An 18,179-nucleotide genomic window follows, 5' to 3' on the forward strand; every position below is an offset into this window, starting at 1 on the left:
CCCCTCGTGACCTAGGAGCAGGGATGCCCAGCCCCACCCCGCGTCGGCCCGACGACCTCGTGCAGTTGCTGACGCGGGCCGAACGGCTCGCGGCGCGGCGGTTGCAGGGCGTTCTGGAGGCGGAGGGCTGTTCGCTCGACGCCTGGCGGGTGCTGGCCTCGCTGTCCGACGGCGAGGGGCATCACATGACGGGGCTCGCGGAGGCCGCCTTCCTGCCGCCTCCGACGCTGACCAAGCTGGTCGACCAGCTCGTCGACCAGAACCTGGTGCACCGCAGGGTCGACCCGTTCGACCGGCGCCGCATCCTCGCCCATCTCACCCCGCGCGGACAGGAGTACTGGCAGCGCGTCGACCGCGCGGTCCGCGCCGGGCGGCCCTCGCTCGGGGAGGGCGAAGACGACCTGCTGCGGTCCCTGCTGAACCGGTTGGCGGCGACGCTGGAGGACGCGGCGCACGTGTGAGCCCCCGGCGAGGGAATGACGGGCCGTCACCCAGCGCGAATACGGCAGGTCTATACCTGACTGGTCTACACCCTTGACTGGTACAGACCAACGCGGTTGAGTGTCCCTCCACAGCCCCCCACCACGGCCGCCCCCACGCCGTGACCGGACCACCGGCGCGTGCGGTCAAGGGCCTGCTTCACCCTGCCCTTGTCAGGGTGCGGCCGTGCTCCGCAAAGGAGTTGAACCCGTGTCGAGACGCCGCATCTCCGCAGTCCTGGCCACCCTCGCCCTCGCCGGCACCGCGCCGGTGCTCCTGCCCGCCTCGAACGCCTCGGCCGCCGCGTGCTCCAGCTACCCGAACTGGACGGCCGGGAAGTCGTACGCCGCCGGCGACATCGTGCGCTACACCGACGGCAAGGCGTACATCGCCGAGCACGCCAACCCGGGCTACGACCCGGTCATCAGCACCTGGTACTGGGAGCCGTACGCCTGCGACAACGGTCCGGGCACGCCCGACGCGCGCTTCGTGGTGAGCGAGGCCCAGTTCAACCAGATGTTCCCGAACCGCAATTCGTTCTACAGCTACAGCGGCCTCACCGCGGCCCTCAGCGCCTACCCCGGCTTCGCCAACACCGGCAGCGACACGGTGAAGAAGCAGGAGGCCGCCGCCTTCCTCGCCAACGTCAGCCACGAGACCGGCGGCCTGGTGCACGTGGTGGAGCAGAACACCGCCAACTATCCGCACTACTGCGACTGGAGCCGGCCCTACGGCTGTCCGGCCGGGCAGGCCGCCTACTACGGGCGTGGCCCGATCCAGCTGAGCTGGAACTTCAACTACAAGGCCGCGGGCGACGCGCTCGGCATCGACCTGCTGAACAACCCCTGGCTGGTGCAGAACGACTCGGCCGTCGCCTGGAAGACCGCCCTGTGGTACTGGAACACCCAGACCGGCCCCGGTTCCATGACCCCGCACAACGCCATGGTGAACGGCGCAGGCTTCGGCCAGACGATCCGCAGCATCAACGGCTCTCTGGAGTGCGACGGCAAGAACCCGGCACAGGTGCAGAGCCGCGTGAACAACTACCAGCGGTTCACGCAGATCCTCGGGACTTCGCCCGGCGGCAACCTGTACTGCTGACGCCGGACCGCGCGGCGTGGTGTCATGCGGGATGTCATGAACCTGACTGGTTGACCGAAGGGCATCCCTCATGCGACTGCGCACCCCCCACGCCCTGCTCGCCACGACCGCGGCGCTGGCCGCCGCGGTCGTGGCCCCCCAGCCCGCTGCCGCCGCCGTTCCGGCTCCGGGTACGTACTACGTCCAGAGCGCCACGACCGGGCTCAACGCGGCCGACAACGGCGGAGCGGTCGAGCAGCACAGACCCCGCGGCAACGAGGACCGCCAGCAGTGGCGGCTGAAGCCGAGCGGCTCCTCGTATCTCCTGGAGAGCACGGACGCACCAGGCCGTTGCCTCGGCCGCAGCGGCGACCAGGCCGCGACCGTCGCCTGCGCGAGTGCGGACGCCGGGTGGGAGATCAGTCCTCTCGGCGCCGACCGCTACACGCTCAAGGCCCCGGGGACCGCGCGTCACCTCACGGTGGCGCCCAAGCCGTCCGGTGCCACCTACCCCGCCCGGCTCGCCCTCGGCGGCTCCGGCGACCTCGCCTCCTGGTACCTCACCCCGGTCGACCCCGCCACCGGCCCCATGCCGCCCCAGGAGCGGCGCACCCTGGACCAGGTCACGTTCCTCACCACGCACAACGCGTACGCCAACGGCGTCGACGGCGGCTTCGCCCCGCCCTTCGTCAACCTCGTGCCCAACCAGACCCGCGGCATCGAAGGCCAACTCGCGGACGGCGTACGGGGATTCATGCTGGACATCCACCAGACCCCCGACGGCGCGATCCTCTGCCACAACAGCTGCACCCTCGTCAGCAGGCCCGTCGCCCTGTGGGTCGACCTCCAGCGCATGGTCGACTTCCTGAAGGCCCACCCGGACCAGTTCGTCACCGTCTTCCTGGAGGACTACGTCGACCCGGCCGTCCTGCGCGCCGAACTCGCCCGGGTCAGCGGCCTGTCGGACGTGCTCTACCGGCCCGACCTCACCGGCGTACGGCAGAACGGCTGGCCCACGATGGCGGATCTGGCCGCCGCCGGCGACCGGCTGCTGATCTTCACGGATCACAGCCGCTCCGCCGACCAGGCCGCGGGCCTGACCCGGGACAGCTTCGGCGTCATGTACCAGCGCGAGTGGACCGTCGAGAACTACTGGTCCATGGGCTCGGGGGTCGGCACCTCCGACTGGTCCTGCTACAGCCGCTGGTACGGCGCCGACACCAACATCCCGCTGACCCGCACCGAGCCCGGATTCCGTCCGCTGTTCGTCATGAACCACTTCCGTGACGTCCCGATCACCGGCACGGCCGGCACCGACAACACCAAACTCGCCGACCGCGCCCAGAGGTTCTGCCAGCCGGCCGCGCGCAAGAAGCCCAACTTCCTCGCCGTGGACCACTACGACCGCGGCAACCCGGCCTCCGCCGTCACCACCCTCAACTCGTACACGTATCCGTAAACCGGGTTCGCCGGTCCGCGCGTCGTGTGTGAGACTCCGCCGATGAGCTCACAGATGATCACCGCGGACGCCGCGGGTACCTGGAAACTCGGCGACCTGCCCGTCCACCGCCTCGGCTTCGGCGCGATGCGGCTGACGGGCAGCGCCGCCTTCCACCACGGCACACCGAGCGACCGCGGCAGGTCGATCGCCGTCCTGCGCAAGGCGATCGACCTCGGCGTCAACCACATCGACACGGCCGCCTTCTACTTCTCGTCGCTGCGCTCCGCCAACGAACTCATCAACAGCGCGCTGGCGCCGTACCCCGACGACGTGGTCATCATCACCAAGGTGGGCCCCTACCGGGCCTGGGACGGCGACTGGGGCACCTCGGCCCGACCCGAGGACCTGCGCGGCCACGTCGAGGAGAACCTGCGCCAGCTCGGCCGCGACCACCTGGACGTGGTCAACCTGCGCCGGATGCCCAAGTGCGACTCCATCGCCGAGCACTTCGGCGCCCTCGCGGAGCTGCGCGAGGCAGGTCTGATCCGCCACCTCGGCATCTCCAACGTCGAGCCTCGCCATCTGGCCGAGGCACAGGCCATCGCCCCCGTGGTCTGCGTCCAGAACCGGTACGCCCTCGACCGCCCCGACCCCGACACCGACGAACTGCTCCGCATCTGCGGCGAACAGGGCATCGCCTTCGTGCCGTTCTTCGCCGTCGCCGGCGAGGCCGGTGAGCACGGCGCCGTCACCGCCCATGACGAGGAGCTCCGCGCCGTGGCCCGGGCCCATGGCGCGAGCCCCGCCCAGATCCGCATCGCCTGGACCCTGCACCAGGGCCCCCACGTCCTCGCCATCCCCGGCACCGGCAACCCCGACCACCTCACGGAGAACGTGGCGGCCGGCGCGATCCGCCTCGGCGAAGAGGAACTGACCCGGCTCAACACGCTGCACGGCAAGGCCGGTTGAGCCACGGCTAGACGGCCCAGACACCCTCCCGCATGAGATGCCTGCGCGGCAGCTCGTGCGCCTCACACCACGCCTGCACCGCTCGGGGCAGCACCCGGAAGAACGCGTACGACGCGTGGTCCTCGCGCGGATCCCAGCCGGTCTTCGCGCGGAACGCCTCGATGGCCTCCGACGGCGCCTCCCGCATCGGGTAGGTCCGCACCTCGCCCTCCACGAGCACGACGTCCCGCGTGTCCCCGAAGGCCAGCCGGGTCCGCCCGCCGTCCCGGAGATTCCGGCCGGTGGGGTTGGTCAGCCGGGTGCACAGCCACACGGCCTCGTCGTGCCACACGAACCACAGCGGGACCAGACACGGCATCCCTTCGGCGTCCGCCGTCGCGACCCAGATGTCGATCTCCCGCTCCAGACGGCCGAGCAGGTCCGTCTTGCGCTGTTCGGGGGTGCGGGGCGGCTCGGTGATCTTCATGACGGGACGCTATCGGGCAGAGCGCCGCGGCGCCTCGGGCCCCGGCCCTAGGCCCGGGGCCCAGGACTCCCGAGGTACTGCGCCACGCCCTCTCCCAGGGACCAGTCGGCAGACTCGTTCTCGGTCAGGACGACGAACACGTTCCGCGGCTCGGTGCCCGCGTAGGCGTGGGCGAGCTCCGCGATCCTGCGGTACAGCGCCTGCTTCCGCGCGGGCGTGCGACCGGAGCGCAGTGTGATCGCGACGTAGACGATGCCCTGGTCGCGGTGCACGCCGAGGTGGTCGTCGTAGCGCAGGGTGCCGCTCGTGCCGTCATGGTCCACCAGGACCTGGAACCGGTCGTCGGGCGGGATGCCGATCGTCTCCGTCAGGGCGTCGTGGACGGCACGGCCGAGTGCGGCGAGGCGCTCGGGTCCGGCCCGAAGCGTGTCGATGCGGACGAAGGGCATGGGGCCTCCGGGTGTCGTTGATCGCGAGTGTACATACTAGTAGTTACAGACGTGATGGAGGGAGTGGACCGGGCGGTTGGCATCCCGGGGGTTTTACGTATAACCTCTCCGGTCAACCGCCCGCTCCGAGAGGCCCCGATGAGACGTATCGCCCTGGTCACCCTCGTCGTCGACGACTACGACGAGGCGATCCGCTTCTACACCGACGCCCTCGGATTCCGCCTCGCCGAGGACGCCCCCCGGCCCGACGGATCACGCTGGGTCGTCGTCGAACCCGGCACCCCGGGAGCCGGTACCGGCCTGCTGCTGGCTCGCGCCAAGGGGGAGACCCAGGCCGCACGGGTCGGGGACCAGACCGGCGGACGGGTCGGGTTCTTCCTGCACACCGACGACTTCGCCCGCGACCACGCCCGGATGACCGCCGCGGGCGTGACCTTCCTGGAGGACCCGCGGCACGAGCCGTACGGGACCGTCGCCGTCTTCCAGGACCTGTACGGCAACCGCTGGGACCTGCTCCAGCCCGCCGGCTGACCCCTTCCCGCCGCTTCGAACCACCCGCTCGAGGAAAGATCCCGCCATGACTGCTACGCGCGTAGACGCCGACCTGATCCGCCGCCTCCCCAAGGCCGTGCTGCACGACCACCTCGACGGCGGCCTGCGCCCCGCCACCGTGGTGGAGCTGGCGGAAGCGGTCGGCCACACCCTGCCCACCAACGACCCGGACGAGCTGGCCGCCTGGTACTACGAGGCCGCCAACTCCGGCGACCTGGTGCGCTACATAGCCACCTTCGAGCACACCCTCGCCGTGATGCAGACCCGCGAGGGCCTGCTGCGCACCGCTGAGGAGTACGTGCTCGACCTGGCCGCCGACGGTGTCGTGTACGGCGAGGTGCGCTACGCCCCCGAGCTGAACACCCGGGGCGAGCTGACCATGGCCGAGGTCGTGGAGACCGTCCAGGAGGGCCTCGCGGCGGGCATGGCGAAGGCGGCTGCCGCGGGCACGCCGGTGCGGGTCGGCACCCTGCTGTGCGGGATGCGGATGTTCGACCGGGTGCGCGAGGCGGCCGACCTGGCCGTGGCGTTCCGCGACGCCGGTGTCGTCGGCTTCGACATCGCCGGTGCCGAGGACGGCTTCCCGCCCGCCGACCACCTCGCGGCCTTCGAGCACCTGCGTCGCGAGAACGTGCCGTTCACCATCCACGCCGGGGAGGCGCACGGGCTGCCCAGCATCCACCAGGCCCTCCAGGTGTGCGGCGCCCAGCGCATCGGCCACGGTGTGCGGATCACCGACGACATCCCGGACCTCGCGGCGGGCAAGCTCGGCCGGCTCGCGAGCTGGGTGCGCGACCGGCGCATCGCGCTGGAGATGTGCCCGACGTCCAACCTGCAGACGGGCGCCGCCACCTCGATCGCCGAGCACCCGATCACCGCGCTGAAGGACCTCGGCTTCCGCGTCACCCTCAACACCGACAACCGGCTGGTCTCGGGCACCACGATGACCCGCGAGATGTCCCTGCTGGTCGAGCAGGCGGGCTGGACCGTCGAGGATCTGCGCACGGTCACCGTCAACGCCCTGAAGAGCGCGTTCCTGCCGTTCGACGAGCGGAACGCACTCATCCGGGACGTGGTGCTGCCCGGTTACGCCGCCGCGCTCTGAAGCAGCCCGCGGAGGTAGGCGGCCTGTCCGACGTGCTGGAGATCGTCGGACAGGACGCTGACCAGCCGGACGCCCAGGGTGACCGGCGGGTCCCAGCGCTCGTCGATGACGCGTTCCAGGTCCTTGGCGGCGAGTCCCCGCAGGGCGTCCAGACTCTGGTCGTGCACGGCGTCGTAGTAGCCGGTCAGCAGCTCGCCCGAGTCGACCCGGACCCTGGCGACCTTGGCGGGGCTGTGGCCGTAGCCCGTATCGCGGCGGGGCAGGTCGAGACCGAAGCGCTTCTCCCAGTCCTGGGACAGCCACACCTGGTCGAGTCCGAAGGCGTCGGCCAGGTGGTCGTCCTGGACGCGGGTGAGATGCCAGACCAGCCAGGCGATCGAGTTGGTGTCGGGGGAGGGGCGGGCGCTCAGCTCGTCGGGCCCGAGGCCCTCGACGGTGGCGTGGACTTCTTCGCGGATGCGGTTGAAACCGTCGATGAGGATGTCCTTCGCATGCATAGCTCCACCATCGCGCATCGCCGGGGATCACGCGCCGGGAATCACGCGTCGGGAATCCAGCTCCCGTGGAAGCCCAGCGGCACCCGGCCCGGGAGATGGATCCGGGCCACCGGCTCCCTGGTGAAGTCCTGGGCCGCGAGGATCACCAGGTCCGACGCCCCGGCCCTGGCGGCGCCGCGGCCGCGCCGCGCAGCACGCTGCGTCGTGCGGGATCCGTCATCTGCCCTGCTCCTGACCGTGGTTGGTCTCGGGAACGGTCACGAGTCCGCTGCGCGGGACGGATCGGGTCAGGACGGGTGGACACCCTCCTGGGGTGGTGCCTGACCCCCTGTTTCCAGCAGGGCCATCAGCGCCCGGGCCGCCGGACTGGTCGCCTGCTCCGGCGGCAGCAGGGCCACCGTCTCGTAGACGGCCTCGCCGGTGCCCTTCACGGGCAGCGCGGTCAGGGAGGCGCGCTTGTGCGCGAAGTGCCGTGGCACGACGGCGACGCCGAGGTTCTCGTCGACCAGGTCGAGCAGCGTGTGCACGTCGTTCACCTCCAGGGCCACCGTCCGCCGTACACCCGCGGCGGCGAACACCGTGTCGGTGGTGCGGCGCGGGCCCCAGTCCGGCTGGAAGTCGACGAACACCTCGCCGCCCAGCTCCTCCGGTGTGACCGCCGCACCGGCGGCGGCGAGCCGGTGGCTGGAGTGGCACAGCAGCGTCATCGGCTCGCTGGTCAGCGGCACCGAACGCAGCTGGTCGCTGTCCGCCTGCGTCCGCACCGCGAACGCCAGGTCGAGCCGCCCCGCCTCGACGTCCTCCGCGAGCGCGCCCGACCCCGCCTGCCGCAGACAGATCTCCACGTCCGGATGACGGTGCCGGAAGGCGGCGAGCAGCCCCGCCACGTGCACCCCGGCGATGCACTGCTCGCTGCCCAGCGTGAGCATGCCGCGCAGCACGCCCTGCACCGCGGCCACCGCCTCGTGGGCCGAGCGGACCTGCGCGAGGATCCGCTCCGCCTCACCGAGCAGCGCCCGCCCGGCCGGGGTCAGCGTCACCCGGCGGGTCGTGCGCACGAACAGTGGCGTCTGCAGCTCCCGCTCCAGCGCCCGGATGGACGCCGACAGGCCCGACTGGGACACCAGGAGTCGTTCCGCCGCCCGGGTGAAGTGCTGGTCCTCGGCGACCGCGACGAAGTGCTGCAAGTGACGCAGTTCCATGACTGAGAAGCGTAGCCGCTGAATTCCATCGGATTCTTCTGTTGGACGCATGGGCGCAGGTCACGCCAGAGTGGACACCGGTTTCCTCCCGACCGAGCCAACCCCTCTGGAGTCGCGTTGTACACCGCACACCCCGACCGCTACGCGGACATGCCCTACCGGCGCACCGGACGCAGCGGCCTGCAGCTCCCCGCGCTCTCGCTCGGCCTGTGGCACAACTTCGGCCCGGACCGGCCCGTCGAGACGCAGCGCGCCATCCTGCGCCGCGCCTTCGACCTCGGCGTCACCCACTTCGACCTCGCGAACAACTACGGCCCGCCGCCCGGCGCCGCCGAGTCCGCGCTGGGCGAGTTCCTGAAGACGGACTTCGCGCCGTACCGCGACGAGCTGGTGATCTCCACCAAGGCCGGCTACCTGATGTGGCCGGGCCCGTACGGCGAGTGGGGCTCCCGCAAGTACGTGCTGTCCTCGCTGGACCAGAGCCTGAAGCGGATGGGCCTGGACTACGTCGACATCTTCTACTCGCACCGCCCCGACCCGGACACCCCGCTCGAGGAGACCATGGGCGCCCTGCACTCGGCGGTGCAGCAGGGCAAGGCGCTGTACGTCGGAGTCTCCAACTACTCCGCGGAGCAGACCCGCGAGGCCGCCCGGATCCTGGGCGAACTGGGCACCCCGCTCCTGATCCACCAGCCGCGCTACTCGATGCTGGACCGCCGCCCCGAGGACGAGGGCCTGCTCGACGCCCTCGACGAGCTCCAGGTCGGCTCCATCGTCTTCTCGCCGCTGGAGCAGGGCGTGCTCTCGGCCCGCTACCTCGACGGCATCCCCGAGGGTTCCCGGGCCGCGAGCGACAGCCCCTTCCTGAAGTCGGACGCGCTCACCGAGGACCTGGTGGGCCGGCTGCGCGACCTGAACGACATCGCGAAGTCGCGCGGCCAGACCCTGGCCCAGATGGCTCTGGCGTGGGTGCTGCGCGGTGGCCGGGTCACCTCCGCGCTGGTCGGCGCGAGCAGCGCGCAGCAGATCGAGGACAGCGTCGGCGCCATCCGCAACCTGGACTTCGACGCGGACGAACTGGCCCGGATCGACGCCATCGTCAAGCAGTAGCAGTCCGCCTGCCCGGGGGCGGCCGCCCCCGGGCGGCTCCGCTAGGAGCTGATCCGCTCCTCGAGGCGCACGGTCACCGTGTCGCCCTCCTCCTTGCCGATGGCCTTGCGGATGTCGGCCTTCACGGGCAGCTTGTGCGTGCCGTCCCCCAGGGCCATGAACGAGCTGCGGAACGGGTGCCCGTCGATCGTCCCGCGGACCTTGACCAGGCCGCGGGTGCCGAAGAACTCGACGGACCGGGGCCAGACCAGATAGGTCCAGCCGCCCTCGGCGGGGCTTCTGCGCAGGACCGCGGTGAACTCCGCGTCCAGTTCTCCCGTGACGGCCATGACGTCCTCCGGTGCTCGGCGGTCTCCTCCTCATGCAGACCGCCGGGCACCGGAGAACTCATCGCCGGTCTCACACCCCGGCGGGCACCCGGTCCAGGAACCCGAGCACGGACCTGATCCGGCCCTGCCCGTCCAGCGTGATCACATCCGACCCGGCGACCGGCGCCGAGCCGTCGGCCGCGCTCACCAGCTCCCACGAGAACCGGGCGGTGTCGTGATGCCCGTCGACGGCGCCGGTGAGCCGGAACTCGAACCCCGGGAACTGCTCGTGGGCCGCCGCGATCACCCCGGCGATGTCCTCGTGGCCGCTGACATCGGCCAGCGGGTCGGTGTAGCTGCCGTCCTCGGTCCACGCGGCGGCGACCGCCTTGGTGCGCGCCACCGGGTCCCCGGCGTTCCAGGCCTCGAAGTAGCGGGCGACGGCGTCCTCGTGGCGGTGGGCGGTTGCGGACATGGGCGATCAGCCTCCGGATAGGTCGAACCTGCTGGTCAGGGCCCGGATCTCACCCCCGGTGAACCCGGTACGACCACCTTGCCCGCACCCGCCGGGAGCGTCGATTACCTCCGGAGTCATGGGCCCTCGCGACAGCTCGCCGGATTTCGGCCAACTCGGGGGGTGAATATGCCAGGAGAGTGGCCGGAAAGTCGTGGTGACAGTGATTCAGTAGTGAACATACTGACCTGCGAGAGCGCTTTTCACATCGAGCGACGGCGCCCTCACGCACAGCACGCGAGCCGCAGTGATGCGAGGCCGGGCCGGCAGAACGGGCAGGGCAACGGGGGAGGGTCACGTGCACGACGAGTTTCTGTGCCACGTCACGGCATACGGAGTCTGCGACGGCCGCCGTATCGGAGTGCCCCTCGGTACCTACCGCGCGCCCACCCTCGCCCTCGCCCTGTGGTGGCTGCGTGACCGCGCCTCCTGGATCGCCCAGCGTCTCGACCCCCAGCCCGACGCCGAGCACTTACCGCCGGGCGCGCTCGTGCCGGTCGCCCACACCGTGCCCGACGTGCCCGGGCTGCTGCGCGCCTGGTGCGCCGACCCCGCCCAGCAGGAGCGCATCGCCGAGGAGTTGGCGGCCGGACGGCTGGTGCGCATCGCCACCAGCGACGACACCACCGAATACGAACTGCTCGCCGAGTCCGTGGACGCCCTGCGGATGCAGCGCACGGCTCCCTTCGTCGGCATCTCCGTCGGCTGACCCCGCCGCCCGTCCCGCCCGCCCAGGCGCACAACAGGGCAAATCGGTAGAATCTTGACCATGGCGCAACCCTCGGTAGCACCAGAACTCGTCCTGGAGACGGAGACGAGCACCACCGTGATGATTCCGGGCCGCGACTACCACGTGGGGCGCGATCCGCTGTGCGACATCGTCATCGACGACGACCGGGTCTCCTGGCACCACGCGGTGCTGCGGCCCGAGGACGGTCACTGGACCATCGAGGACGAGGACAGCACCAACGGCACCTTCGCCGACGGCCGGCGCATCCACGAGTGGGACGTCGGACCCGGCAGCGTCATCCGCTTCGGCAATCCGGCCGACGGACCGCGCATGACCCTCACGGGCCGCCCCGCCCCCGCCGCGCCCACCCCGGAACGCCCCTCCGCCGTCTCCATGCCGGCCAGCACCGGCACCTACCGGCAGCCCACGACCGTACGGCCGCTGCCCTCCCGCACCGTCCGCATCGGCCGCGCCACCGACAACGACCTGGTCATCGACGACCTCGTGGTCTCCCGCCGGCACGCCGAACTGCGCGCCCTGGCCGACGGAACCTACGAGATCACCGACCTCGGCAGCCACAACGGCACGTACCTCAACGGCAGCCGCGTGACCACCGCCCCCGTGGGCCAGGGCGACATCGTCGGCATCGGCCACTCGGCGTTCTGCCTCGTCGGCGACCAACTCCAGGAGTACGTCGACACCGGCGAGGTCTCACTCGACGTGCAGGACCTCGCGGTCACCGTCGACCACGGCCGCAAGACGCTCCTCGACCACGTGTCGTTCCCGGTGGGGGAGAAGTGCCTGCTCGCCGTCGTCGGCCCGAGCGGCGCCGGCAAGTCCACGCTCCTCAACGCCCTCACCGGCCAGCGGCCCGCCAACCACGGCACCGTCCTCTACGACGGCCGCGACCTCTACCGCGACTACGCCGAGCTGCGCCAGCGCATCGGCCTCGTGCCGCAGGACGACATCCTGCACGCACAGCTGACCGTCCGCAAAGCCCTCTCCTACGCCGCCGAACTGCGCTTCCCGCAGGACACCGCCAAGGCCGAGCGGCGCGCCCGGGTCGACGAGGTCATCCGCGAACTGGGCCTGGAACAGCGCGCCGACCAGCACGTGCACAGCCTGTCCGGCGGCCAGCGCAAGCGCGTCAGCGTCGCCCTGGAGCTGCTGACCAAGCCCTCGCTGCTGTTCCTCGACGAGCCGACCTCCGGCCTCGACCCCGGTATGGACCGCTCGGTGATGCACATGCTGCGCGGCCTCGCCGACGACGGCCGGACCGTCATCGTCGTCACCCACAGCGTGCTCAGCCTGGACGTGTGCGACCGGCTCCTCGTGCTCGCGCCCGGCGGGAAGATCGCCTACTACGGGCCGCCCGAGGACGCCCTGTCCTTCTTCGGCTTCGAGGAGTGGCCGGAGGCCTTCGAGGCCTTCGACCGGGACACGGACCGGGACTGGGCGGGGGAGTACCACGTCTCGCCCTTCCACGGCCGGTACGTGGCCGACGCCTCCGCGCAGCCCCAGCAGCCCCGGTCCGAGCCCGTCGTCATCACCGCCCCGCCCCGGCCGCGGAGCCGGAGCGCCCAACTCGGCACGCTGGTGCGCCGGTACGCGGCCGCGCTGAGCGCCGACCGCACCTTCCTGATCATCATGATCGCCCTGCCGTTCGTGATGGGCGCGATGGCCCGCGCCCTCGCGGGCGGCAAGCTGACGCTCGACACGGCGATGAACGCACTGCTCATCCTGTGCGTCGGCGCGGTGCTCACCGGGGCCGCCAACGCCGTGCGCGAACTCGTCAAGGAACGCGTGATCTACCAGCGCGAACGGGCGGTGGGCCTCTCCAGATCGGCGTACCTGATGTCCAAGGTCGTCGTCCTGGGCGTCATCACCGTCCTCCAGGCGGTGGTGCTGACCCTGGTCGCCCTGCTCGGCGTCGACCTCAACGCACCGGGCGGCGAGGGCGTGCTGATGCCGCCCCTGGTGGAGATCACGGTCGCCGTCGCCCTGCTGGCGTTCACGGCGATGATGCTCGGCCTGCTCGTCTCGGCGCTGGTGCGCAAGGAAGAGGTGACGATGCCGCTGCTCGTGCTCATCGCCATCGTCCAGGTCGTCTTCTGCGGCGCCCTGCTGAAGCTGGCCGAAACCCCCGGGCTCGAACAGCTGGGCTGGCTGGTGCCGGCGCGCTGGGCACTGGCCGCGATGGCCGGCACCGTCGGGCTGGGCCGGATCGTGCCCGGCGACCTGACGAAGGACCCGCTCTTCGAGCACTCGGCGGGCACCTGGCTCATCGACGTCGGGATGCTGGTCGTGCTGTCGGTGCTCTTCGGCTTCCTCGTGTCCCGGATGCTGCGCCGGCACGAACCGGCCGTCATGCGGAAGTAGGGAGCGCGATGACGACCCCCGGCTTCCGGCCCACGCACGTCGTCCCGCAGCACGGGATGCCCGCCTGGGAGGCCCCCGACCCGGCCCGGCCCACCGTGGACCTCGACCCCCTGCTGCCGGTGCAGCTCCTGGAGCGGCAAGGCGACTGGGGGCACGTGCTGTGCTTCAACGGCTGGTCGGCCTGGGTCGACGGCCGCCGCCTGGTCGCCGTACCGCTGGATCCGCCCGCCGCGGACGGGCCCCTCACCCGCGCCGCCGATCCGCGACCGCTGCTGGGTCGCGCGCAGGAAGCCCTGGCACGCTACCGCTCCGCGGTGGAGGACTTGGCGGGCGGCCTCGACCGGGAGTCGTTCCGCACCCGCACCCACGGCATGCGGATCGGCGTCGTCATCGACGGCGAGTCCGTGTGGCTCTACGACTCCGCCCACGGGCACTGGGTGTACGCCGACGGCACCCGGCTGACCACGTACGCGACGGACGAGACGCCCGTGGCCGAACCGCAGTCCCGCCCGGCCGAAACGCCCGTGCGTCCGCCCACGCGGGTCGTACCGCCCGAGGGCCCCGTCGAGCCACCCCGCTCCGAGAAGACGGCGCGTCCGGCCGACCCGCCTCCCCCTGCCCGGAGCGCACCGGCAGGCCCCACGCGGGCGGTCCCGCCCGAGACGCCCGGGCCGTCAGGGGTTGTTCCACCCGAGGCCCCGGAACCGAAGGACACGGGACCCGCTCCGGCTGTGCGTGCCAGGGCTCCGGAGCCGACGCGGGTGGTGGCTCAGGATGCGGCTGAGCCGACGCGGGTGGTGGCTTCGGAGGGGGCTGAGCCGACTCGGGTGGTGCCGTCGGATGGGCCCGGGCCGTCGGGGGGTGTGCGTGCCGAGGGTCCGGAGCCGACTCGGGTGGTGCCGTCGGATGGGCCCGGGCCGTCGGGGGGTGTGCGTGCCGAGGCCCCCGAGCCGACCCGCGTTGTGGCACCGGATGCTCCCGAGCCCCCGCGGATGACGCCTCCCGGCGCTTCTGAGCCCAAGCCCACACGAGTCGTGCCTCCCGACGACCCCGGGCCGGCGAGGGCCGTATCCGCTGACGCTCCGGAGCCCACGCGGCTCGTGTCCGCTGACACCCCCGAACCCACGCGCCTCCTCACCCCCGAGGACCGCGAGGACAACGACGACGAGGGCGAGGACGATCGGCCGGTCGCGGCGCCACCCACTCGGGTCGTGGGGCATGAGCCGACCCGGGTCGTCTCACCCGAGGGAGACGGCCGGTGAACCGCGAGACGAGCCTGTTCTCGGGGCGGCCCTCCGAGCTGGTCGGGCAGCAGATCGCCGGGTACCGGATCGAGCAGGAGATCGGGCGCGGCGGCATGGCCGTCGTCTACCGGGCCCGCGACCTGCGCCTGGAACGCACCGTCGCGCTGAAGCTGCTCGCCCCGGAACTCGCCCGCAACGACACCTTCCGCCGCCGCTTCACCCACGAGTCCCGGGCCGCCGCAGCGATCGACCACCCCCACATCGTGCCGGTGTTCGAGGCCGGCGAGACGGACGGCGTGCTGTACATCGCCATGCGGTACGTCGCCGGCAGCGACCTGCGGCACGTCCTCGACCGCGAGGGCCCGATGCCGCCCGTCACCGCCCTGCGCGTCGCCGCCCAGCTCGCCTCCGCGCTCGACGCGGCCCACGACAACGGACTGGTCCACCGGGACGTCAAGCCCGGGAACATCCTGGTGTCCCGCGGCACCGACAGCGACCACCCCGAGCACGTCTACCTCACCGACTTCGGCCTGACGAAGAAGTCACTGTCGCTGACCGGCTTCACCACGGTCGGCCAGTTCGTCGGCACGCTCGACTACGTCGCCCCCGAGCAGATCTCCGGCAAACCAGTCGACGCCCGGTGCGACGTGTACGGCTTCGCCTGCGTCGTCTTCGAGACCCTCGCGGGCCATCCGCCCTTCCTCCGCGACGACGACATGGCCCTGCTCTGGGCCCACCAGTACGACGAACCGCCGCCGCTGACCGAGGACCGTCCCGACCTCGACCCGCGGGTCGACCCCGTCTTCGCCCAGGCCCTCGCCAAGAGCCCCGACGACCGGTACCCGTCCTGCCTCGCCTTCGTCGCCGCACTGCGCGCCGCGACGACCGGCGGCGGGACCGGGGCCACCAGGACGCCCACGCGGGTGGACCGGCAGCTGCCGGACGCGGGGGAGGACCGGCCCAAGCCGCCGCCGCGCTGGGCCGAACCGGTCTTCGTGCAGCGGACGTAGAGCGCTGCGTCAGCTCTCGCCGGCGGAGCGCACCTCACCGCGCCGCCGCACGTGCCGCGCGAGCAGCGCCCCGGCGAACCCGGTCACCAGCCCCCACGGGACGGCCAGGCCGACGGCGCCCCACAACCTGGGCCTCAGGAACAGCTCACCCCCGAGGCCTCCGCCCAGATCGCCGATGCCGAGCACGGACAGGCCGAAGTGCGCGGAGAGGCGCCCCACCAGGCAGATCATGAACACCGTGAGCACAAGGGCGACCGCCATGTGCACGGCGTGCTGCCAGGCCCGCACCCGGGCCGGTGACCGGGCCGCCATCACGAACGCGGCGGCCAGCAGCAGCACGACGTCGATCACCAGCAGCCACCACACCCGGCCGTCGTGCTCGGCGAGGGTCCGCAGGTTCAGCTCGGAGACGTCCGGAGTGCGCAGCACCTCGTCGAGCACATGCGGCATCGGCAGCCCGAACGGCCCCTCCACCCGGCCGTTCCAGGTCGCGCCGAGCCCGATCGTCAGCGCCAGCCACACCAGGTTGGGCAGGCCGAGCAGGATCACCGCGAACGTCTCCCGCGCGTGCCCCTTGGCCGCCGCGACGATCAGGCCGACGACCACGCCGATGACGACGCAGGCCAGCAGCAGCGCGACCATCGCGTACGCGGCGGGCCGCACCGACGCCTGGAAACGCAGCAGCCCCGCGGGCAACGGGGCTCCGCGCGACACCAGCAGCGCCAGCACCAGCACACCGGCCAGCCACACCACACCGACGAACACGGACAGCGGAACGTCGGTGGTGAAGCCGATCCTCGGTGCCGCGCCGAACAGGTCGCCGAGTTCACCGAGCGTGTCGTCGCCGAGCGAGATGTCGAAGGTGTGGCGTGCGGCGAGCGTCACCCCGATCAGCGCGAGCAGCCACAAAGCCGCCACCCGGCCGGCCCAGCCGGCCAGCTCCGCGGCACCGGCGACCGCGCGGTGCCGCAGCGGCCGCAGGAACCCCCAGGCGATCACCAGCGCCCCGGTCAGCGTGACGGACAGCGGAATCACCGTCAGGCCCGCCTGCGTGTCGGCGAGGTCGCCGGCGCTCCCGGCGAGCTTCACCGTGCCGCCGACGGCCGTGACCACGCTGGCCGCGACGACGGGGACGAAGGCACCGTCCGGAAGGTCCGCGGCCCCGGCCGCCCACAGGCCCAGGGCGGCAACCACCGCCATGGCGAGCAGCCCGCCGAGCACCGTGACGAGGGCGTGGACCCAGCCGTGGCGGGCGACGGCCCGCTCGCCGGAGGTGCGTGCCTGGCCGGAGGGGGTGCGCGAACTCACGCTGCCACGCTAAGCAGCCCCCGCGCCGGACGCCCGCCGGAGAGGTCCGTCCGCGTCGGCTTGCGAGGCGCATGGGACAGGAGCACACAATGAACTCGTAGTGGAAAAGCGGCATGAACCGGGACCCATCACCTCGGTTGTGCGAAGGCCGCAGAGAACCCACGCGGGAAGAAGAGCTCGTGAGCGTCGATCCGCCGTCGTCCGGCCGCCCCACAGGACCCCCCTCGGGCCCGCTGTCGGGTCCCTCCCAGCCGCCCTCGGGCGGCGGCCCGCCCTCGGAGCCGCCGAGTGGAAGCAGCAAGGAGCCGGAGCCCCGCCGGCCGTGGTGGGGGTCCGTGCCCCGTGTCGCGATCATCGCCACCGCCGTGGTGGCCGCCGTGGTCCTGGCCGTGGTGCTCTCCCGGCCCGACGACGGCGGCACCGGTGCGTCCGACGGTGGTACCAGCACGGCCAGCGGCGAGGTCTTCCTCCAGCCCGCGGCCGACTCGGGCCCGGACGCGTTCACCGAGTCGACGACCGAGGAGAAGAGCTCCGCCTCGCCGGTCACGCCCTCGGGGGCCACCGAGTCGGCGCCGCAGAACGCGCTCCGCGGTGTGAAGGGCGACGCGCCCGGCCTGTACGGCGGCACCCGCAAGGTCGCCAGCTGTGACGTGGAGAAGCAGATCCAGTACCTCCAGGACGCCCCGGACAAGCAGCGCGCGTTCGCCTCGGTCTTCGGGATCCAGCCGTCCGAGGTCCCCTCCTACCTGCGCTCGCTCACCCCCGTGCAGCTCCGCATGGACACCCGCGTCACCAACCACGGCTACAAGAACGGCGCCCCCACCAGCTATCAGGCCGTCCTCGAGGCCCGCACGGCCGTCCTCGTCAACGACCGCGGCGTCCCCCGGGTGCGCTGCGCGTGCGGCAACCCGCTGTCCCCGCCGGTCGCCCAGCAGAGCGCGCCGAAGACGACCGGCGACGCGTGGCCGGGGTACAAGTCGTCGAACGTCGTCACGGTGACGCCCGCACCGAAGCCGGTCGACGTCTTCGTGATGTGCGAAGCCGACGGCGAGTGGTTCGAGCGCCACAAGGGCGACACGGGCAAGAAGGACCAGAAGACTCAGAAGCCGGACAAGCCTTCCCCGTCGGCGAGCGTCACCACACCGACACCACCGTCCGACCCGACGTCGTCGCAGCCGCCCCCGAGCGAACCGCCGACCTCGGACACGGACACGTCGGGGCCGACGACGGACGAGCCGCCCTCGTCCGACACCCAGCAGCCTCCGCCCGACACCGACACGGGGAGCGACACCGGCGGCGGCACGACGACGGATCAGGCCCCGGCCTCCTGACCCG

Annotated in this window: 18 protein-coding genes and 2 pseudogenes; 12 read left to right on the forward strand and 8 right to left on the reverse strand. The window is 71.9% G+C overall.

Annotated elements, in window-relative coordinates; genetic code table 11:
- Positions 1–23: 23 nt before the first annotated feature.
- From AB0G20_RS10850 to AB0G20_RS10865, 4 genes are all read left to right on the forward strand, one after another.
- Positions 24–461 (forward strand): MarR family transcriptional regulator, encoded by a 438-nt coding sequence (locus AB0G20_RS10850; protein WP_361299071.1) that lies wholly within the window; start codon positions 24–26, stop codon positions 459–461.
- A 229-nt stretch (positions 462–690) separates the two neighbouring features.
- On the forward strand, positions 691–1,581 hold the full coding sequence (locus AB0G20_RS10855) for a glycoside hydrolase family 19 protein (protein WP_361299074.1): 891 nt from the start codon (positions 691–693) through the stop codon (positions 1,579–1,581).
- 76 nt (positions 1,582–1,657) lie between these two features.
- Positions 1,658–3,019 carry a phospholipase gene (locus AB0G20_RS10860; protein WP_361299401.1) on the forward strand — a complete coding sequence of 454 codons (1,362 nt, stop codon included), beginning with the start codon at positions 1,658–1,660 and terminating at the stop codon, positions 3,017–3,019.
- 42 nt (positions 3,020–3,061) lie between these two features.
- On the forward strand, positions 3,062–3,970 hold the full coding sequence (locus AB0G20_RS10865) for an oxidoreductase (protein WP_361299077.1): 909 nt from the start codon (positions 3,062–3,064) through the stop codon (positions 3,968–3,970).
- A gap of 7 nt (positions 3,971–3,977) precedes the next feature.
- On the opposite strand, the gene AB0G20_RS10870 is transcribed toward AB0G20_RS10865, so the two are convergent.
- On the reverse strand, positions 3,978–4,436 hold the full coding sequence (locus AB0G20_RS10870; RefSeq protein WP_361299080.1) for a pyridoxamine 5'-phosphate oxidase family protein: 459 nt from the start codon (positions 4,434–4,436) through the stop codon (positions 3,978–3,980).
- Between the two features lie 47 nt (positions 4,437–4,483).
- On the reverse strand, positions 4,484–4,885 hold the full coding sequence (locus AB0G20_RS10875) for a tautomerase family protein (protein WP_361299083.1): 402 nt from the start codon (positions 4,883–4,885) through the stop codon (positions 4,484–4,486).
- A gap of 138 nt (positions 4,886–5,023) precedes the next feature.
- On the opposite strand from AB0G20_RS10875, the gene AB0G20_RS10880 reads away from it, so the two are divergent.
- Together AB0G20_RS10880 and AB0G20_RS10885 are read left to right on the forward strand one after the other, a co-directional pair.
- Positions 5,024–5,416, forward strand: a complete 393-nt coding sequence (locus AB0G20_RS10880) for a VOC family protein (protein WP_104786424.1) — start codon at positions 5,024–5,026, stop codon at positions 5,414–5,416.
- Between the two features lie 46 nt (positions 5,417–5,462).
- Positions 5,463–6,542 (forward strand): adenosine deaminase, encoded by a 1,080-nt coding sequence (locus AB0G20_RS10885; protein ID WP_361299087.1) that lies wholly within the window; start codon positions 5,463–5,465, stop codon positions 6,540–6,542.
- Here the strand turns inward: AB0G20_RS10885 and AB0G20_RS10890 are convergent.
- The 3 genes and pseudogenes from AB0G20_RS10890 to AB0G20_RS10900 form a co-directional block, all read right to left on the reverse strand.
- A complete protein-coding gene (locus tag AB0G20_RS10890; RefSeq protein WP_361299090.1) occupies positions 6,524–7,039 on the reverse strand; it encodes a DUF664 domain-containing protein in 516 nt (171 codons plus the stop codon). The two genes, AB0G20_RS10885 and AB0G20_RS10890, sit on opposite strands and share 19 nt — an antisense overlap.
- A 41-nt stretch (positions 7,040–7,080) precedes the next feature.
- A pseudogene (locus AB0G20_RS10895) lies at positions 7,081–7,200 on the reverse strand (carotenoid oxygenase family protein); the annotation flags it as partial.
- Positions 7,201–7,326: 126 nt separating this feature from the next.
- The gene (locus tag AB0G20_RS10900) at positions 7,327–8,241 is read right to left on the reverse strand and encodes a LysR substrate-binding domain-containing protein (RefSeq protein WP_361299093.1); all 915 of its coding nucleotides are present in this window, start codon (positions 8,239–8,241) and stop codon (positions 7,327–7,329) included.
- Between the two features lie 117 nt (positions 8,242–8,358).
- Between AB0G20_RS10900 and mgrA the strand changes: the two genes are divergently transcribed.
- Positions 8,359–9,351, forward strand: coding sequence for an L-glyceraldehyde 3-phosphate reductase (mgrA, locus tag AB0G20_RS10905; RefSeq protein WP_361299096.1), 993 nt, complete (start codon positions 8,359–8,361; stop codon positions 9,349–9,351).
- A 41-nt stretch (positions 9,352–9,392) separates the two neighbouring features.
- On the opposite strand, the gene AB0G20_RS10910 is transcribed toward mgrA, so the two are convergent.
- Positions 9,393–9,680, reverse strand: coding sequence for a DUF1905 domain-containing protein (locus tag AB0G20_RS10910; RefSeq protein ID WP_361299099.1), 288 nt, complete (start codon positions 9,678–9,680; stop codon positions 9,393–9,395).
- Between the two features lie 70 nt (positions 9,681–9,750).
- The gene (locus tag AB0G20_RS10915) at positions 9,751–10,134 is read right to left on the reverse strand and encodes a nuclear transport factor 2 family protein (protein WP_361299102.1); all 384 of its coding nucleotides are present in this window, start codon (positions 10,132–10,134) and stop codon (positions 9,751–9,753) included.
- A 337-nt stretch (positions 10,135–10,471) separates the two neighbouring features.
- Here AB0G20_RS10915 and AB0G20_RS10920 point away from each other — a divergent pair, with 337 nt between their 5' ends.
- The 4 genes and pseudogenes from AB0G20_RS10920 to AB0G20_RS10935 all read left to right on the forward strand — a co-directional run bounded on the left by AB0G20_RS10920 (position 10,472) and on the right by AB0G20_RS10935 (position 15,536).
- Positions 10,472–10,882 carry a hypothetical protein gene (locus AB0G20_RS10920; RefSeq protein ID WP_361299105.1) on the forward strand — a complete coding sequence of 137 codons (411 nt, stop codon included), beginning with the start codon at positions 10,472–10,474 and terminating at the stop codon, positions 10,880–10,882.
- A 60-nt stretch (positions 10,883–10,942) separates the two neighbouring features.
- Positions 10,943–13,282: an FHA domain-containing protein gene (locus AB0G20_RS10925; protein ID WP_361299108.1), complete on the forward strand. Its 2,340-nt coding sequence runs from the start codon at positions 10,943–10,945 to the stop codon at positions 13,280–13,282.
- Positions 13,283–13,290: 8 nt separating this feature from the next.
- Positions 13,291–13,779 (forward strand): annotated as a pseudogene (locus AB0G20_RS10930) (hypothetical protein); the annotation flags it as partial.
- 761 nt (positions 13,780–14,540) lie between these two features.
- Positions 14,541–15,536 (forward strand): serine/threonine-protein kinase, encoded by a 996-nt coding sequence (locus AB0G20_RS10935; RefSeq protein ID WP_361299111.1) that lies wholly within the window; start codon positions 14,541–14,543, stop codon positions 15,534–15,536.
- Positions 15,537–15,545: 9 nt separating this feature from the next.
- Here AB0G20_RS10935 and AB0G20_RS10940 read toward each other — a convergent pair whose 3' ends face one another.
- Positions 15,546–16,844 (reverse strand): streptophobe family protein, encoded by a 1,299-nt coding sequence (locus tag AB0G20_RS10940; protein ID WP_361299114.1) that lies wholly within the window; start codon positions 16,842–16,844, stop codon positions 15,546–15,548.
- Between the two features lie 179 nt (positions 16,845–17,023).
- On the opposite strand from AB0G20_RS10940, the gene AB0G20_RS10945 reads away from it, so the two are divergent.
- The gene (locus tag AB0G20_RS10945; protein ID WP_361299117.1) at positions 17,024–18,175 is read left to right on the forward strand and encodes a DUF6777 domain-containing protein; all 1,152 of its coding nucleotides are present in this window, start codon (positions 17,024–17,026) and stop codon (positions 18,173–18,175) included.
- Positions 18,176–18,179 lie beyond the last annotated feature (4 nt).

It is taken from the genome of Streptomyces sp. NPDC024017, assembly GCF_040638895.1.
Taxonomy (GTDB): Bacteria; Actinomycetota; Actinomycetes; order Streptomycetales; family Streptomycetaceae; genus Streptomyces.

Coding starts and splice junctions, on each gene's coding strand:
- AB0G20_RS10915 (WP_361299102.1), bottom strand. CDS start 10,134: ATGTCCGCAACCGCCCACCGCCACGAGGACGCCGTCGCCCGCTACTTC.
- AB0G20_RS10900 (WP_361299093.1), bottom strand. CDS start 8,241: ATGGAACTGCGTCACTTGCAGCACTTCGTCGCGGTCGCCGAGGACCAG.
- AB0G20_RS10910 (WP_361299099.1), bottom strand. CDS start 9,680: ATGGCCGTCACGGGAGAACTGGACGCGGAGTTCACCGCGGTCCTGCGC.
- AB0G20_RS10880 (WP_104786424.1), top strand. CDS start 5,024: ATGAGACGTATCGCCCTGGTCACCCTCGTCGTCGACGACTACGACGAG.
- AB0G20_RS10865 (WP_361299077.1), top strand. CDS start 3,062: ATGAGCTCACAGATGATCACCGCGGACGCCGCGGGTACCTGGAAACTC.
- AB0G20_RS10925 (WP_361299108.1), top strand. CDS start 10,943: ATGGCGCAACCCTCGGTAGCACCAGAACTCGTCCTGGAGACGGAGACG.
- AB0G20_RS10885 (WP_361299087.1), top strand. CDS start 5,463: ATGACTGCTACGCGCGTAGACGCCGACCTGATCCGCCGCCTCCCCAAG.
- AB0G20_RS10875 (WP_361299083.1), bottom strand. CDS start 4,885: ATGCCCTTCGTCCGCATCGACACGCTTCGGGCCGGACCCGAGCGCCTC.
- AB0G20_RS10850 (WP_361299071.1), top strand. CDS start 24: ATGCCCAGCCCCACCCCGCGTCGGCCCGACGACCTCGTGCAGTTGCTG.
- AB0G20_RS10890 (WP_361299090.1), bottom strand. CDS start 7,039: ATGCATGCGAAGGACATCCTCATCGACGGTTTCAACCGCATCCGCGAA.
- AB0G20_RS10870 (WP_361299080.1), bottom strand. CDS start 4,436: ATGAAGATCACCGAGCCGCCCCGCACCCCCGAACAGCGCAAGACGGAC.